Raw genomic sequence first — 16202 nt, 5'->3', positions numbered from 1 at the left:
CTTTGTCACTCTATCTAATCTATCTCCCTTTGGATATAAATATAACTGTTCGATGAATAAGATTTAAAATTTTAAAACACTCGAAATCTACTCCTTTTAGGGGTCCCGCCATGGCGAGACCCCGTTTAGGAATGAAAATACGAAAAACTCTTTCGAAACAGATGTAAAATAGTTAATTAATTTCATAATGTAAAAAACCATGTAAGAAAATCTAACGTAAACCACTTTTCCTGTAATGTTTGTTGTTATAATGACCCCAATATTAGGAAAACTAAAGGGGGATTTATGAATGAAAAAAACACATCCAGCAATTGTTATTTTTCTTTTCTTTTTAGGTTGGGTTTTTATGTATGCTGATCGAAACATACTTTCGCCAGTTATGGGGAGTATTGGTGATGAATGGGGACTTGATAATTCTCAATTAGGGTTAATGTCGACTGTATTTTTTGCCGCTTATGCACTTATGCAAATTCCAACTGGATTTTTAGCTGATAAGTTTGGAAGAGTGAGAGTTTTAGTTATTGGATATATATTATTCGGTGTTGGAACATATTTTAGTGGACTAGCTGCAAGCTTTGGTATTTTTCTATTAATGCGTGCGTTAACAGGTCTTGGCGAAGGTACATATTATGGTTCACAATATGGAATTTCATCAAGTATAACTCCTAAAAAATATAGGGGACTAATTTCTGCACTTATAAATAGTGGAATGGCCTTCGGTATTTCTCTTGGATTTATTGCATCGAGTTATTTTACATATACTTTAAATAAAGGATGGCAATTTCCATTTTATGTTTTTTCTATACCTACTATCATTGTTGCGATTTTAATTGGACTATTTGTCCGAGACAATCAAAAACAAGAAAAGAAACAAAAACAGGTAATACAAGAAAAAGGTAGTATAAAACAATTATTTACAAAAAATCATATATTGGTATATATTTTAATTTTTTGTTCATTGTATGGATTTTTTGGAATGCTGACATGGCTCCCTTACTATTTACAAACAACGCGTGGAGTTGAAGCTTCACAAACAGGAATCATCGCATCGTTAGTACCATGGGCTTCAATACCAGGAGCAATTATCTTTGGTCACTTGTCAGACAAAATAAAAAGCAAAAAACCACTTATTATCATATTAGCAATTGCGGGAGCTATTTGTCAGTTTGCAATTCCGTATATTGGAAACTATTACTTGCTTCTTATTGGATTAATCTTATATGGATTCCTTGGAAAGTTGGCTCTTGATCCAGTATTAATATCTTATCTGGCAGATATAACTCCTTCTTCTATGTATTCAAGAGTATATGGATTTTTCAACTTTAGTGGAATGCTCTCTTCCATATTCGCCCCTTATATTACTGGATATTTCGCTGACAGAACAGGGAGCCTAGAATTCGGTTTTTATCTATCAGGAGGTTTATTGTTAATTGGAGCAATGTTGTTTATTTTTACGGATAAACGATTAAAAGCAACAGTCGTTACTTCAAAATCAATGAATTTGTCTAAGGAGGAAACAGCATGATGAATAAAACAATTGTTGGATCCAAAACAATGGTAGTTAGTCCTCATTATCTTGCATCACAAGCTGGAAATTCCATTCTCCAAAAAGGCGGAAACGCATTTGATGCTGCAGTAGCAGTTAGCGCTTGTTTAGCAGTCGTATATCCACATATGACGGGACTTGGTGGTGACTCCTTTTGGCTTACATATAGTGTAAAGGATCAAAAGGTTCGTGCTTATAATGGGAGTGGCCGTTCAGGTTCTAAACTTACACGCGAAGTATTTAAGGGGAAAAAATCAATTCCCCATCGTGGTGTAGAAAGTATCATTACAGTACCTGGAATGGTGGATAGTTGGGATGCTGTATTAACAGAATATGGGCAATTATCTTTAGCTGAAGTTTTAGAGCCAGCCATTCAGTATGCGTCAATAGGTTTTCCTTTTTCAAAGGATCAGCATGAAAATACGGTAAAAAATGCTGATTTACTACGGATTGATCCGGATACAGTAGCAATTTTTTTACCAAATGAAAGAATACCTGATTTAAATGAAAGATTTGTACAAATTAATCTAGCAACTACATTAAAAGATCTTGCTCGATATGGAAGAGAAGGTTTTTATAAAGGAGAGTTGGCAGCTCGAATTATTTCGAGTTTAAAAGAAAAGGGTGGAATGTTAACGCTGGAAGATTTCGCTAATCATCAAGGTATGTGGACTGATCCGCTTTCAACGTCATATCGAGATTATCGAATATACCAGGTTCCTCCAAATTCACATGGGTTTGTCGGATTAATGGCTCTTAATATATTAGAGAATTTTGATCTTTCTTTAATACCAGAAGGTTCTTATGAATATTATCATTTATTAGTAGAATCATTAAAAAGATCCTTTCAAGATCGTAATGCAGTACTAACAGATCCTGATTTTCACTCCATTCCCTTAGAGCAATTATTAAGTAAATCCTATGCGAAAGAAATCGCAGATTCAATTGATCTACATATTGCAAGGGATATTCAAACGCAATCAGTCGGTAGTGATACAGCTCATGCTGCCATTATGGATGAGGAAGGCAATGCGGTTTCCTTTATTCAGAGCCTTTACTTCGAATTTGGCTCTGGGGTCGTAGCAGGTAATACTGGGATTATTATGCAAAATAGAGGGTCATTCTTTTCTCTTGATGAATCACATGTAAACTGTCTAGAGCCAAATAAGAGAACGTTCCACACACTTATGCCAGCGATGGCATTAAAAAATGGACGACCGCGGATTCTATACGGTACACAAGGAGGGGAGGGACAGCCGCAAACCCAAACTGTCATCATCACGAGGATGATCGACTATGGTATGGATCCCGGGAGAGCAATCAGTGAGCCTAGATTTGTTTGGGGAAGAACATGGGGAGCTGAGACACAAGAATTAAAAATAGAAGGACGAGTTAATCTTAGCGTAATTGAACAGCTAGCAAAAGCAGGACATTTAGTTAATAGAGTAAAAGAATTTGATGGTGTTATGGGTCATGCAAATGTAATTTTAATAGATGATCAAGGCTTTGTTCATGGTGGTGCCGATCCAAGAAGTGATGGTGCAGCTGTAGGCAGGTAAAAATGATAATGGTAACCCGTATTCATAATTGAACGGGTTACTTTTCTTTTATTTAAAATATACTTTCCAAAGGAATCATCGAATATTTGTTATTCTAATATGGTATTATCCTTTATTTTGGTTTGCGTAGGAAGCTATGGGCTGAGTTTATGATTAAATTTTTTGTCTGGCTAAATATCATTTTATTGTTAATCATTTTTACAGTTAAGTTTTTAGGATTATAGTTCAAAATAATACTCAAAGTTCTTAAACTAACAGGTGCTTTACTTCTATATGGGGCTGGACACAGCTCTTTGTCTTATGGAACTAAAGGGGCAGGTGAGTTAAAGAGTAATATATACTAAGATAATGGTAGATGAAAAAGTAGGGAGTTCGAGGAAATGGATGAAATGATAGGTGGTTCATTTGTTTTTGTAACGGGAGTTATTTTTCTATGGCTTGGTTTGTTTCAGTACAAGTGGTTGTCTAAGGGTATAAAAGAGGTTGAAGAAGGAAAAATCGATATTTTACCTTTTATAAGTAGTTATTGGTTCTGGCGGATTGTTTTCATCGAAATTGGTGTATTACTCATTTTTACAACAGGAAATTCATTCATTAGTTATGTCTTTCATTAACTAACGGGTGCGATAGCTGAAGATTAGAGCTGTCCTTAAGGCAGCTTTTTCCTTATGCAACTAACGGGGCAGGTTAGTTCAATAACGGAGGCTGTCAAATGACGAACCTTTTTATATAGGAATGTCATTGGTTTGCAGCTGTTATTTAGGTATTTAGTTTTAATATAAGGGGAAAATACCTACAATACTTACATCCAGAGGTGGCGTTAAATCGTGAAAAAGTTAGTCATACTAGTCCTGGTGTTTACTGTGTTATTTTCCCCAATACAATTAGCAAAGGCAAATATTCAACCAAAATTAAAAACAGGGGATGTTTTATCTGTTCAAGTAAACCGTTTATATGGGGGATCTCGTTTATTTAAGGAAAGCGATGGATATGAAGAAGTAATCATCAATAAGGTTGTTAAATGGATAAACACATCAAGTCATTCCGAAGGAGCAACTGAGTTAGAGTTAAATAAAACTCCCATAGTCTCGATATTGAAAATAAAAATGAAAAACGGGGATGTTGCGGTTATCGAACCTGCATATAATTGTATTTCCGAAAACCAAGCAAAAACATGCACAATAGCAGAGAGTGAGGTTATATATACCCGAAATAATATAAAAATTCGATTGAAATCACTAGAGTTGTATGATTGGCTCTTAGTTGGCTGGAAATATGAAAGTGTTGGAGCTCCCAAAGATGAATTGCTTGAAGAAACTTTATATACAAGATACTTTTCCTACCTCGACAAAACTTACTCAGATTTTATCATGTGTCCAAAAATAGATAAAATCGAAAGAATTAACGGGGATGAGAATAGACATATCGTTCATGCAAGTGCGTTAAATTATGTAGCGCATCATGGCGATGTTCCCTACGACAGAATCCATATCACGTTGACCGATACTCCAGAACATAGTGTTAAAATAAATAAGGTTAAAATACAAAAAAGTATTTCCGGAAAAGAAAGCCGTATCCAATGTAGACGGGAGAGCTAAACAATCTTGTAAAAGTTTTGATGTGGAGTACCAAAATTATTCAACTAAAGGTGCTTTAGCTTAGGATCAGAGCTGTCTTTAAGGCAGCTCTTTCTTTATGCAACTATTGGGGCAGGTTAGTTCATCAAGGAATAGGGTTTTTATGGTAAAATAAACTTAAATTATTTTCATAAGGGGTTTACCTGCTATGAAATTAGATGATAAAAAGAAAAAGGTACAAATGAAATACAGAGAGGAAATAAGGGATAAGAAAGAAGTTGGAAATCACAGTAAAAAAATGCTTGTTATTGTTACTACAATTATTATTATTATTCTAGTGGCATACTGGGCAAATTCCGTTCTTTTTAGAGCCTTTTAACTGTTTTTAGTTCATTTGGATGGCCGCCAAAGGGTGGCCTTTTGATTGTAAAAAAAGAACCCTTAATTAACTAACGGGGCAGGATAGTCCATTTTATGGTGAATTTTACTTATGTGCAATTTTCGTATAATCAGATAAAACCGTATGCTCTATTGATAGAGAGTGAAAATCAAAAGGGGAATAAAAATGAAAGATATATTCAGTACAAAGCTTAAATCCGTCTTACTTGTCAGCATTATTCTCGGAGGGTTCTTCCTCCTGTTGGAACCCGGAATTTTTATAATCGTGATGATATATGTTTTCATTGGAAATGTTGTTTACGGGATACCCGTTTCGTTTTTATCGGATTTTGCCACAAAAAAGATCGGAAAGAATCGTTTTATTTTCGCATCCTTGATCTATTCGGTGTTTGGTTTTCTATCCTTCATCCTTTTAGGTGAACTCGGAATCTTTGCAGTTATTTGCTCTTTTCTCTTCTTCCTATCAGAAGAATGGCAGAGAATGAGAAAACACAACAGGGGGATAAAGCCAGCCAATAAGGTAATAGTTACTAACACACTATCTATCGTTATCTTATTCTCTTTAGCTTTATTTGGGTCAATGTTAGTCTCGGGGCCATTGTTTGAAAAGCATACAAATGAAACTTATCTCATTCCAAATGGGTATGAAGGTGAAGTTAGAGTGGTGTACAGTGTCAAGGATGCTCCAAGACCTGAAAAAAGTGAAGACTTTGATGTTTATCGAATTAATGAAAAAGGGTACACACTCAGCCCCCATCCTGAAAAAGAAGGAATTATCAATAATCAATATTTTTATATTGATTCAGAAGGACATAAAGAAAAAATTGACGATACTTGCATAAATCTTGGAGGCACGGATGGCGTACAAACAGATGACTACGAGTACTCTAGCTCCTATTTTACTGTAACAAATACACATTGCAGTGAAACGTTTAGTGAAAACGTAGACCCTACTATGCCCCGAGGGCTCTCGTTAGAAGAGATTATTAAAGAAGAAGGGTTGGATAAACCTAAAAACTAAATGGAAATTGGGTGCCGTTTGACAGCTATTAATGGTAATCCATATGGGAAATTAGCTAAACATACTTTCCCTGTCGAAAAACAAAAAAACAGGTTGAAAAATTATTGTTGAACAACATTCATAGCAAATGTAAATTTTTCTTAATGAACTAACGGGTGCGTTAGTTGATTAAGGAACACAAAAATAAAGGAAATTTAATTCTTTGGGCAAATCTTCTTCCTCTACTAAAAGTTATTGTTAGTGACAATACGGGCTGTTAACTAAAAATTACACCGTTCAAATTTCCGAACGGTGCTTAAAATAAATTAGATTCCTAATTAAAACGCCTAAAGTTATTACCTTTTTGATATTTGTGATAATTTACTGCAAAATGTGACGTGCCAACTAAAACGACTGATGTAACTAGGAATGTGATAACGAATTTCATAGGGTCTTTGAGGGATCCTTCAAAAACTAAAGTAACATATACAGGTGCACATAATACCAAAATTAAGATATTAGAAAAGGAGATGACCTCAAAAATATTCTTTTTATACCTGCCATTTGCAATCAAGGTATATAGAATAACAGGGATTGCAATAGCTAATGCTAGGAAAATATATTTAGGGTCAAATAATCCATTCTCGAATAAAAATCTACCTTTAAACAACTTCCCAACCATAGCTGTACAATAAATAATAATTGCAGAAAAGACTAGATTTAAAACGATTAAAAATGGCTTTCCCACTTTCATTTTCTTTCCCTCCCTTTATATGAGCCTCTTTCTAAGGCTGGATTGGCTCATATTTAATTGGGAATATCAATCTTAAATTCTTCATACATAATAGGTTTTGGAAACTTATAAGTTTTAATCTGCAAGCCTTTATTCTTGCTGGCTGCAAATTCTTGCTTAAATGTATTACCCTCAATTCGCTCCGCTAATGGATTATCCTCTAGCAATAGGTTTTTCCCATTAGCATCTTCTAGCCATAATGAATTTCTTGAAAGTTTATTGCCTACAATTGCATCACTTTGAAGATCAAAGTACATAACGGTCTTATCTTGTTGATGAATGATCTTTGTAACAAGAACTTTCCCAAAATCACCTTGATCCACGATAAAAGGTAAGGTTTGTTCATCTAAAGGCAAAGACACTTTTTCCCAGCCTTTTTCCGACATCGGAATGGTGTAAGGAACAACTCTTACTTTTTTGCTGCCTTCTTTTAAAGGTGCATACAGAAAATTAAGCTTTGCTATTTCTTTTCCATTTTTGGTATCTCCAATACCACTTGCTGTTACCGTATCTAACACATTCCCATTATCATCGATCACGTAAAAGTTTAATGAATATGGATCAAGCTTATTATTTCCTTCATCTTTTACCACTTTCACATTAAGAACTGTTCCGGCAGGGCCAACTTTTAAAGAACTTATTTCTATTTCTGCCCCTTCGATGGTTTTCACTTCCTGCGGTCGAATCACTGTTACTTCATTTGATTGCTTCACCGGAAAATTGAATTCCCACTTGCCTGGAATAAGACCAACAGCATCAATTCTCATTTGCATGTCAAATTCTTCTGGGAGCTCCTCAGTTGGCGTAATATCCATAGTCCCTTTATATTTTTGTGGTGTGACAAAGTCACCTGAATAACCCGAAATGAAATTGATTTCCTTCCCATTCACTTCAATCGTTGGATGTTCGATTTGCCCATCTGCAAATAGGGATTCTTGTGTAAAACCGAATGTTAAGCGTGTTCCATCATAAAAAATTTCATTTATTGTTAAAGTAATCCCATTATCTTTTGAAGATTGGTTGACTACTTGCGCTAAGCCATTTTTACCAGCAATTCTAAGCCCTTCATCCAAAGAATCATTGAAAAATGTGCCGATAATCGGAATATTGGAGGCAATTTTCGCCATAGCAGGAGAAACACTGGCAGACCCAATAAAAACACCCAAGCCTAATACTGCAGCACTAAGTGAGTAAAAAACCACTTTTTTCTTCGACATTTTTCTTCGATTTCCATTGATTGTATTTGTAATAATCGAATCAAGCTTATCCATTGGGACAGATACTTTATCCATTTCTTTTTTCAAATCTGGCCATTGATTACTACTCATTAACACAATCCTCCTTCAATTTTTCTTTTAATAGATTAATCCCACGATGAATGTTAGTTTTCACCGTACCTTCTGGATAATCTAAAACGTCAGCAATTTGCTTAACCGTGTAATCCTTATAAAACCGTAGAATTAAAACCGTTTTATATTTTTCATCTAATTCCATAACAGCTTGAAGTAAATCAGGATCTTTTTTGTTTGTTTGGTATGGAGCCAGCTTTTCTTCTATGCTTTTTATCTCCATTGGAATAATTCTTTTCTTTTTGTTTATGAGATCAATCGCTGTGTTGATAAGGATACGTGACAACCAAGTTGAAAAGTACCGTTCATCTTTAAGATTTTTAATTGAAATAAAAGCTTTATATATGGTTTCTTGGAAAACCTCCAGCGCATCGTCTTCATTTTTCATATAAATATAAGCTATTTTATAAAGTTTGATTTTTTCATCCTCTATCAGCTCTTGAAAAGCTTTGTTATTTCCCTTTTTCGCACGCTGAACCTTCTTTATATCTTGCAATGTAGTGCCCCTCCCTTCCTCTAACTGTTAGACAAACTAGGAATGAATAACGTTTCAATTTTTCTCATTTTTTTTGATTAAACAATTTTGTTCTCTAATTCTATCTTAAATGTAGATTCTTAGAGTGGCTTAAATAAAGTTGAACTGTTTATAAAAGTCGCACCGTTTTGAAAAAAGTTTAGCCGTTTTTGAAAAGGATTTCAGTTTTTCTTGTAGATTAAGAACCTGTTGAGTAATAATAAAGTTATTCCATTAAAGGGCCAGATTGTGGTAGAAGGACTGTATTAACTATTTGAAATAATTGAAGTAACTAAAATGGGGAATCTACGATGACGAAAACTAAATGGGTATTAATTCTGTTAGGTGTAATGGACTTGGTACTTATCATCGCATCTTACAGACTATTTCATTCTTTTCTTGAAACCAACAGGTTATCTTGTTCCTTTGGGAATTAATTTTATTGTTTTATCCGTAATCGGGTTTCGTTCGAGCTTTCCAAAAATCTGGAATGGGCGGTATAGCACTGTTGCTACCGTTCGTAAAAGTAGACTTTCTCGAACGGTGGAGTTTCTTCTCAAAACAGCCCTTATTCACGTTCGTTAAATCATAAAAATACTTTACGAACGTTCCTAAAATTCCATCGACTTTTACGAACGTCCTGGACGAAAAGAAGACCACCAATTGGGTAGCCTTTTGAATGTACTATGATTTTCTATGATTATAAAGTTTCAGCTGATGAAAAAGACCCCTTTATCAAAATTTATTCACTTTAAAGTAACTTCACCAGTATCATTAAAAGTCCATTTATCTATGTCTTGATCAAAAATAACTTTATCAAATGTACCATCAATAACTTTAAATACTAATAATGCTATTTTCTCTCCTTGGTCAACAAATTACAACCATAAATAGCAAAACAACGTCAATTCGTTTCATGAAATCATCCTTACTTAGACTGATATTCTACTCCTGTTGGAACGTATCTAATCTTTGATGATACAAAAGTCTTATTAATTCTGCAATACTTGTACTTGCTTACTTCAATATCAAGAGCAATCAGCAGCTCTTTTTCTTATGGGACTAAGGGGGCAGGATAGTTGAAGATGAATGTTACAATAAAAGAAAAATGAAGTAAGGTGATATTATGGTTATAATGTTTTTTAGTTATTTTGTTATCTTTTTTATTATTGCAAGACTTGTTAGCCTAACGGGTAAGATTAGCTGGATGCCACTGATAAAAACAACTACGAGACATGATGCAATATTGGCCATAATCTTTTCATTCATTGTTGCTGTTGTAACCCTTAATGGATAAAACACTATTTAGACAATGTTGAAATATCAGGTATATAGCTGAAGATCGGAGCTGTCTTTAAGGCAGCTTTTTCTTATGGAACTAAAGGGGCAGGATAGTTGAAGAGTGCTCTTTGACCTTTATTCAACAATTGGGCCAGATTGTGGAATAACCCCAAAAAAAGAAAATTGTGTATTTAGGTTAAATTATGAGATTATTTAATCACCCACAAGAATTTAAAAAAAGGTAAAAATATAACAACATTTGAGGAGTGACAGTGAGATGAAAATAGAGCATGTGGCAATCTGGGTCAAAGATTTAGAAGCTATGAAGACGTTTTATGTTACGTACTTTAATGGGAATGCAAACTCAAAGTATCATAATAAAGATAAGAAATTTGAATCTTATTTTCTAACGTTTGACGGGGGTGCACGTTTAGAGATTATGTGTAAGTCAGCTATCGATAAGCCGGATCAGGACAATAGGATTGGCTGGGCTCATATTGCAATTTCCCTGGGGAGCAGGGAGTCCGTCAATCAGATGACAGTGCGCTTACAAAATGATGGTTACCGCCTTGTTAATGGTCCTCGTGTTACTGGGGACGGCTATTATGAGAGTGTGATAGAAGATCCTGAAGGCAATCTCTTAGAATTGACTGTGTAATAAATGTGGTTAAAAAACTGAAGGAGATGCAAATAATAAAATTAAGATCTTCCACAATAGGGCGCTATTCTTTAATAAGAATCGATTTCTTAATGAACTAACGGGTGCGTTAGCTGAAGAACGGAGCTGTCTTTAAGGCAGCTTTTTCCTTATGCAACTAACGGGGCAGGTTAGTTCAACAAAGACTGATATAATATGAAAAACATTAAAATATGAAAAAGGCGGACAATGAATGACCAATATGGTGATAAAATATTTTCAACGCAAGAAATAAATCAGTTAGTAAACATTTGCGAGGGTATAGTTATTAAATACAAAACAGATAATTTATACGGGCAAAAAATAAAACAATTTGCTGAAAAATTAATCGAACTTTGCAAAGAAGCATTACTGAAAAAAAAGTTAATAGTAGCAATTGGCGATTAAAATAAAGGTTAACAAGATTGTGAAGGTTTGTACTTAAACTAACGGGTGCGTTAGCTCCATAAGAGAGCCGGAAAATGGTATAATTAAACATATCCTAAGGAGGTAGATTAAGTTTAAGAAAATCCTTATGTTATTTGGAATCACTTTCATTGGTCTTTTTTCTTTCCAATCTGATTTAGCAAATGCGCCAGTACCAGTAGATGAAGAAGTTATTCTTTTACCTGGAAGTGACACATTAATTGAAGATGACATTGAAACAGCCAAAAAACAAAGAGAAAAAGCGATGTAAGACATGGCAGATCACCCGGAATTGTTTCAATTTGCAACTGAAATTGAATGAATAAGGACTTCTTTATTGCAAAGGGGTTCTTTTTTTGTTCATTTCTCTGGTTGAACTATAGGGGCAGGTTAGTTCAATAAGCGTAGTGTTTTCGAATTATACGGTTAAAGCCTAATTAAATGTTAGATATTTAGTATTCTTTTTACTGCGTTCTTGATATTATAATAATTAAAACAAGCAGCTAAAAGGATCTTCCAGTCGAAGATCCTTTTTCATTGCCTATAATAAATAACTCATTCTTCAATTACGGGACAGGTTATTTTTAGAAGCTTTCCAAGTTTCATGGAGTTTCTTTACTTTGCTCCATAAGGCGTCTTTTTCGGCATTTGAATAGCTTACTAACTGTTCATTAAACACAGTAGACAGCACTTCAAACCACTGTTCTTTATGTGTAATTTCTGTTTTTTGTACATTTACTGCATCACGTTGCTGTAACATACACCCTCTTAATTCATTCCATACCGCCTCTTGCCGATTTTGAATTAAAAATAAATTCTGCCACGGCGAATCCTTAGATTCACTGTAATAGGCATGCTTTGGCTCAAATACCTCTATACCGGGAACAGCTTCAGCAGCGTAATCAACTCCTAAGTAACTACCTGGATGAGTCGATTCCAAACGCCATCCTTTATTATCAACAGTTGATTTTTTTACGTAATATGAAAATGGCCCTTGCTTATAAATGCCGACTTGTAATGGAATCGGTTCATACGGCATATCCCCTAATCCAACATCAACAAGCCACTTTTCTTTCTCACCGTTGTTATTATCAATAGCCACCATCAAGCCAACATGAAAGGAATCAATTATAGGATTTGACTTTCTTCCTTGTATACCTGCACGGTGAATGGCAACATTGAACCCTAATGAGCGAAGTAGTTCATAGAAGGCACCATTTAAATGAAAACAATATCCACTTCTTTGTTGGATCATCAGTTGAACAGAATCACGTACATTAATTGTTGTTAGCTTACCTGCAAAGATATCAATTGTTTGCCAAGAAATTTTCTCTACATGTGCTTTATGTAGTTCTAAAAGGTATTCTTTTGAAGGAGGTTTGATTTCTTTAATGCCTATTCGATGAAGGTATTCTAATATTTCCTCTTTGGTCATCTTATTTAGTTAAACTCCTTTCCCAAAGATATATATGTGTTTTTAAGCTATGATAGCGAATTATGCAATAAAATGAAACTAAAGGTGAATAGTTATGGCCACAAATGAAGTGCAATATCTACGCTCAGGATTAAGAGTCCGATATGAAAGGGATGTAAATCCATCAGTAAGACAAGCTTGTTTAAGCTTTGCGGTTTGGTTACGTGCATATTGGAATTCCCGATAAGGGTTGTTGTACACCACATGCCCCTTGTACGTGTTATGTAAAATCAGAACCAATATAAAAAGCCCATCTATATAAAAGATGAGCCATTAAATCAAAGAGGTTCAAAGAGCAAAACTAATTACTCTCTGTATTATTTTTTAACTTGGTTTTGAGGTTGCTTATGATCATTAATTTCTTTCTTTAATTGATCTGGATTTTTACCATCTGGTTTAATACCAAGTTTTTTAGCTTGGCTTTGAAGGTCTTTGCCCTTATTAATTTCTTTCTTTAATTGATTCGGATTTTTACCATCTGGTTTAATACCAAGTTTTTTAGCTTGGCTTTGAAGGTCTTTGCAATCATTAATTTCTTTCTTTAATTGATTCGGATTTTTACCATCTGGTTTAATACCAAGTTTTTTAGCTTGGCTTTGAAGGTCTTTGCCCTTATTAATTTCTTTCTTTAATTGATCCGGACTTTTACCATCTGGTTTAATACCAAGTTTTTTAGCTTGGCTTTGAAGGTCTTTGCCCTTATTAATTTCTTTTTTTAATTGATCCGGACTTTTACCATCTGGTTTAATACCAAGTTTTTTAGCCTGGCTTTGAAGGTCTTTGCCCTTATTAATTTCTTTCTTTAACTGATCTACAGTTTTCCCTTCAACTTTAATGCTAAATCCTTTTGCTTGGCTCTGAAGTTTTTTGAATTCTGAATTTTGTTTAGTAGATACTTGGTGTGAAACGGATGTTTCCACTTGCGTCTTGGAAGCTGTATTATGGATATCATTGCTTGCAGCAAACGTCGTAGAAGCTGCCCCTAGAATATTAACTCCTAATGCTCCTGCCATCACATAACCAAATAATTTTTTCTTCATAATAAATTCCTCCTAAAAAGTTTGTTTTTAATTAAGTTATCTATTTATTGTTCTAGTTTTTAAATGTGTCGGCTTAACAACTAAACTGTTTCTTTTAATACGGAAGACAATTTCCCTCCAAATTACCTCTCACTATTACATATTTACATAATCACTTTGCTCCTTTCTGCTTCATTGAAACCAGTATCCCGAAAGAAGCTTAATTTTTCCTTAAGGGTTGTTTTCATTAAAGACCGAGAAGAAGTTTCAAAGGAATATTATTGTCACCACGATAAAAAAGATAATATATTTGAAAGAGTAAATATTCAGGTGAATTGGTTAAGTGAAATGGGTTTTAACCATACAGATTTCTATTTTAAGTGGATGGAACTTGCTGTTTTTGGTGGAGTTAAATTGAAAACATATATATTTTTTTACAAATAGGTACATTGCAATCAAAAGGGTACTTATTTACTAACGGGTGCTTAATTGAAGATTCGGATGCCATCTGGGAGCTTCTTTTGTTTATGCAACTATCAGGGCAGGTTAGTTGCATAAGGAACCGGATAGCTATAAAAAAGCAAACTCGCCAAAACTGCGGCGAGTTTGCTTTTTTATTTGAAAATAACGAAGTCAAATAAGTGACTTTTTTTATTCTACTCTTTAGGTCTCCTTTTTAAAATTCTTCTAACGAAATAAATCTAAAAGATTGTTAATCATCATATGCAGAAGAATTACAACTTCTTGACTTAGAGTAAACTCTAAGTATTATTCTTTCTTTATAACACAAATTAAAAAAGAAATAGACATATCAGATTTAATGGAGGCGGTTATATTGACATATTCTATTGGAGAATTTTCTAAAATAGTTGGGCTAAGCGAACATACATTGAGGTTTTATGAAAAAGAAGGGTTAATAAAAGTAAATAGAGGCGATAACAATGTCAGAATTTATTCGGATGAAAATAAATTATGGATTGAATCCTTGCTCCACCTAAAAAATACAGGGATGTCACTAAAAGACATGAAACGATTTGCCATGTGGGGGCATATGGGGGATAAAACAATGGAAGAAAGATTAGCTCTGCTTAAAAAGCATCGTAAAAAAGTAGTGGAAGAATTGGAGAAGATTCGTCAAAGTTTAGAGCATCTGGATAATAAAATAAATTTTTATGAAAATGAAGTAGGAGACTGTTTCTCTTAGAAATTAAGCAGCTAGTTGTTTTTTCCATTTGCATCTTTTGGATAACCCTCGTACAGACAGCTTTCTACATCGTGTTTTTATCGGAAATAAAAATAAAAAAATACTTGCGTTAGAGTGCTCTCTAGGGATTAACCTAATCTTGCACCATTAAATACATGAAGGGTTAATCAACCTTTATAAAATACGACAAACTAACAATGTTAGATCAATGCTATTCAGAAAGAGGTTAAAAAATGAGCGAAAAATATAGCAACTTATTTAAATCTTTTACATTTAAAAACGGGATAACCCTTAATAATAGAGTAGTTATGGCACCAATGACAACTTGGTCCAGTAATGATGATTACACGGTTTCAGATGAGGAATTAACCTATTACAAAAAAAGAGTTAACGGAGTAGGACTTGTGATTACAGGTTGTACACATGCGACTCCAAACGGGATCGGTTTTACAAATGAATTTGCAGCTTATGACGATACATTTACGCCGGGCTTACGTAAATTAGCTGAAGCCGCGAAAAGTGGCGGAGCCCCTGCTATCCTTCAAATTTTCCATGCAGGTAACAAAGCCCTACCAGATCTTGTTCCAAATGGTGAGGTTGTTAGTTCCAGCGCTTTAGAGACTGAAGCTACTGGATTTGCTCCTTCAGTTTTGCCTAGAGAACTTTCACACGAGGAAATTTTAGATATCATCCATGCATTTGGAGAAACAACAAGAAGAGCAATTGAAGCAGGTTTTGACGGCGTTGAACTTCATGGTGCTCATGGGTTTTTAATGCAAAACTTCTTCTCACCTTTCTTTAACAGACGAGAAGATCAATGGGGAGGATCATTAGAAAATCGCATGCGTTTCCCACTGGCAATCGTTCAGGAAGTGAAAAATGTCATTGAAAAGTATGCAACAAAACCGTTTATGTTAGGATACAGAATATCTCCTGACGAACATGAAGAAGGCGGTTTGAGAATGAAGGATACCTATGCATTGATTGAACGCCTAATTGAAGAGGATGTTGATTATGTGCATGCTTCATTGGCTGATGCTCTTTCTTCAAAGCCAGTCGACAGTCAAGATGAAAAGACATATCTTGAGTTAGTTGTTGACCATGTAAACGGACGAGTTCCTGTACTGGCTGCTGGTTCTATGGTAACTCCGGATGATGTCGCCAATGCATTAGATAAGGGACTTACCCTAGCTGCAATTGGCCACGCGTTAATCATGAATCCAGAATGGGTTGAAAAGGTTCAGAGTGGAAAAGAAGCTGAAATTAAGACAGCAATTAAGACTTCAAAAGTAAGCGAGCTTGAGCTTCCAGGAAAACTTTGGAATGTAATTCAAGCTTCAGGTCCATGGTTTAAGATCGAAGACTAACATCGTAATAGAAAAGTT

General features: G+C 34.6%; 16 protein-coding genes. 11 read left to right on the top strand and 5 right to left on the bottom strand.

Features of this window, described 5'->3' with window-relative positions:
* Positions 1 to 289: 289 nt before the first annotated feature.
* From ACQKMH_RS25515 to ACQKMH_RS25490, 6 genes are all read left to right on the top strand, one after another.
* Positions 290 to 1525, top strand: a complete 1236-nt coding sequence (locus tag ACQKMH_RS25515; RefSeq protein ID WP_427590129.1) for an MFS transporter — start codon at positions 290 to 292, stop codon at positions 1523 to 1525.
* Complete coding sequence (gene ggt / locus ACQKMH_RS25510) at positions 1525 to 3105, top strand: gamma-glutamyltransferase (RefSeq protein WP_427590144.1); 1581 nt, start codon at positions 1525 to 1527, stop codon at positions 3103 to 3105. Before ACQKMH_RS25515 ends, ggt begins: the two co-directional genes overlap by 1 nt.
* A 380-nt stretch (positions 3106 to 3485) precedes the next feature.
* Complete coding sequence (locus ACQKMH_RS25505; RefSeq protein WP_427590127.1) at positions 3486 to 3719, top strand: hypothetical protein; 234 nt, start codon at positions 3486 to 3488, stop codon at positions 3717 to 3719.
* Positions 3720 to 3932: 213 nt separating this feature from the next.
* Positions 3933 to 4703 (top strand): hypothetical protein, encoded by a 771-nt coding sequence (locus ACQKMH_RS25500; RefSeq protein WP_416117401.1) that lies wholly within the window; start codon positions 3933 to 3935, stop codon positions 4701 to 4703.
* 187 nt (positions 4704 to 4890) lie between these two features.
* A complete protein-coding gene (locus ACQKMH_RS25495) occupies positions 4891 to 5061 on the top strand; it encodes a hypothetical protein (RefSeq protein ID WP_427590126.1) in 171 nt (56 codons plus the stop codon).
* Positions 5062 to 5247: 186 nt separating this feature from the next.
* Complete coding sequence (locus ACQKMH_RS25490) at positions 5248 to 6102, top strand: DUF6843 domain-containing protein (RefSeq protein ID WP_427590125.1); 855 nt, start codon at positions 5248 to 5250, stop codon at positions 6100 to 6102.
* 313 nt (positions 6103 to 6415) lie between these two features.
* On the opposite strand, the gene ACQKMH_RS25485 is transcribed toward ACQKMH_RS25490, so the two are convergent.
* The 3 genes from ACQKMH_RS25485 to ACQKMH_RS25475 are packed head-to-tail and all read right to left on the bottom strand — an operon-like array spanning position 6416 to position 8719.
* Entirely contained in the window at positions 6416 to 6835 is a 420-nt protein-coding gene (locus tag ACQKMH_RS25485) for a hypothetical protein (protein ID WP_201250000.1), read from the bottom strand.
* A 53-nt stretch (positions 6836 to 6888) separates the two neighbouring features.
* Positions 6889 to 8178: a DUF4179 domain-containing protein gene (locus ACQKMH_RS25480; RefSeq protein ID WP_427590124.1), complete on the bottom strand. Its 1290-nt coding sequence runs from the start codon at positions 8176 to 8178 to the stop codon at positions 6889 to 6891.
* 16 nt (positions 8179 to 8194) lie between these two features.
* On the bottom strand, positions 8195 to 8719 hold the full coding sequence (locus tag ACQKMH_RS25475) for a sigma-70 family RNA polymerase sigma factor (RefSeq protein ID WP_201249998.1): 525 nt from the start codon (positions 8717 to 8719) through the stop codon (positions 8195 to 8197).
* 1576 nt (positions 8720 to 10295) lie between these two features.
* Between ACQKMH_RS25475 and ACQKMH_RS25470 the strand changes: the two genes are divergently transcribed.
* The 3 genes from ACQKMH_RS25470 (at position 10296) to ACQKMH_RS25460 (ending at position 11391) form a co-directional block, all read left to right on the top strand.
* The gene (locus ACQKMH_RS25470; protein WP_427590123.1) at positions 10296 to 10676 is read left to right on the top strand and encodes a VOC family protein; all 381 of its coding nucleotides are present in this window, start codon (positions 10296 to 10298) and stop codon (positions 10674 to 10676) included.
* Positions 10677 to 10904: 228 nt separating this feature from the next.
* Positions 10905 to 11102, top strand: coding sequence for a hypothetical protein (locus tag ACQKMH_RS25465; RefSeq protein ID WP_427590122.1), 198 nt, complete (start codon positions 10905 to 10907; stop codon positions 11100 to 11102).
* A gap of 127 nt (positions 11103 to 11229) precedes the next feature.
* On the top strand, positions 11230 to 11391 hold the full coding sequence (locus ACQKMH_RS25460; RefSeq protein ID WP_427590121.1) for a hypothetical protein: 162 nt from the start codon (positions 11230 to 11232) through the stop codon (positions 11389 to 11391).
* Between the two features lie 291 nt (positions 11392 to 11682).
* On the opposite strand, the gene ACQKMH_RS25455 is transcribed toward ACQKMH_RS25460, so the two are convergent.
* Positions 11683 to 12555, bottom strand: a complete 873-nt coding sequence (locus tag ACQKMH_RS25455; protein WP_427590120.1) for an arylamine N-acetyltransferase family protein — start codon at positions 12553 to 12555, stop codon at positions 11683 to 11685.
* Positions 12556 to 12911: 356 nt separating this feature from the next.
* Positions 12912 to 13634: a hypothetical protein gene (locus ACQKMH_RS25450; RefSeq protein ID WP_427590119.1), complete on the bottom strand. Its 723-nt coding sequence runs from the start codon at positions 13632 to 13634 to the stop codon at positions 12912 to 12914.
* A gap of 814 nt (positions 13635 to 14448) precedes the next feature.
* Between ACQKMH_RS25450 and ACQKMH_RS25445 the strand changes: the two genes are divergently transcribed.
* Both ACQKMH_RS25445 and ACQKMH_RS25440 read left to right on the top strand, forming a co-directional pair.
* Positions 14449 to 14817 (top strand): MerR family transcriptional regulator, encoded by a 369-nt coding sequence (locus ACQKMH_RS25445; protein ID WP_427590118.1) that lies wholly within the window; start codon positions 14449 to 14451, stop codon positions 14815 to 14817.
* A gap of 233 nt (positions 14818 to 15050) precedes the next feature.
* Positions 15051 to 16184 carry an NADH-dependent flavin oxidoreductase gene (locus ACQKMH_RS25440; protein ID WP_427590117.1) on the top strand — a complete coding sequence of 378 codons (1134 nt, stop codon included), beginning with the start codon at positions 15051 to 15053 and terminating at the stop codon, positions 16182 to 16184.
* Positions 16185 to 16202: the final 18 nt, after the last annotated feature.

The organism is Peribacillus sp. NPDC097895, from assembly GCF_050277555.1.
GTDB lineage: Bacteria > Bacillota > Bacilli > Bacillales > DSM-1321 > Peribacillus.
Note: the sequence above shows the minus strand (reverse complement) of the source record. Positions and strands in the feature narration are given on the sequence as shown.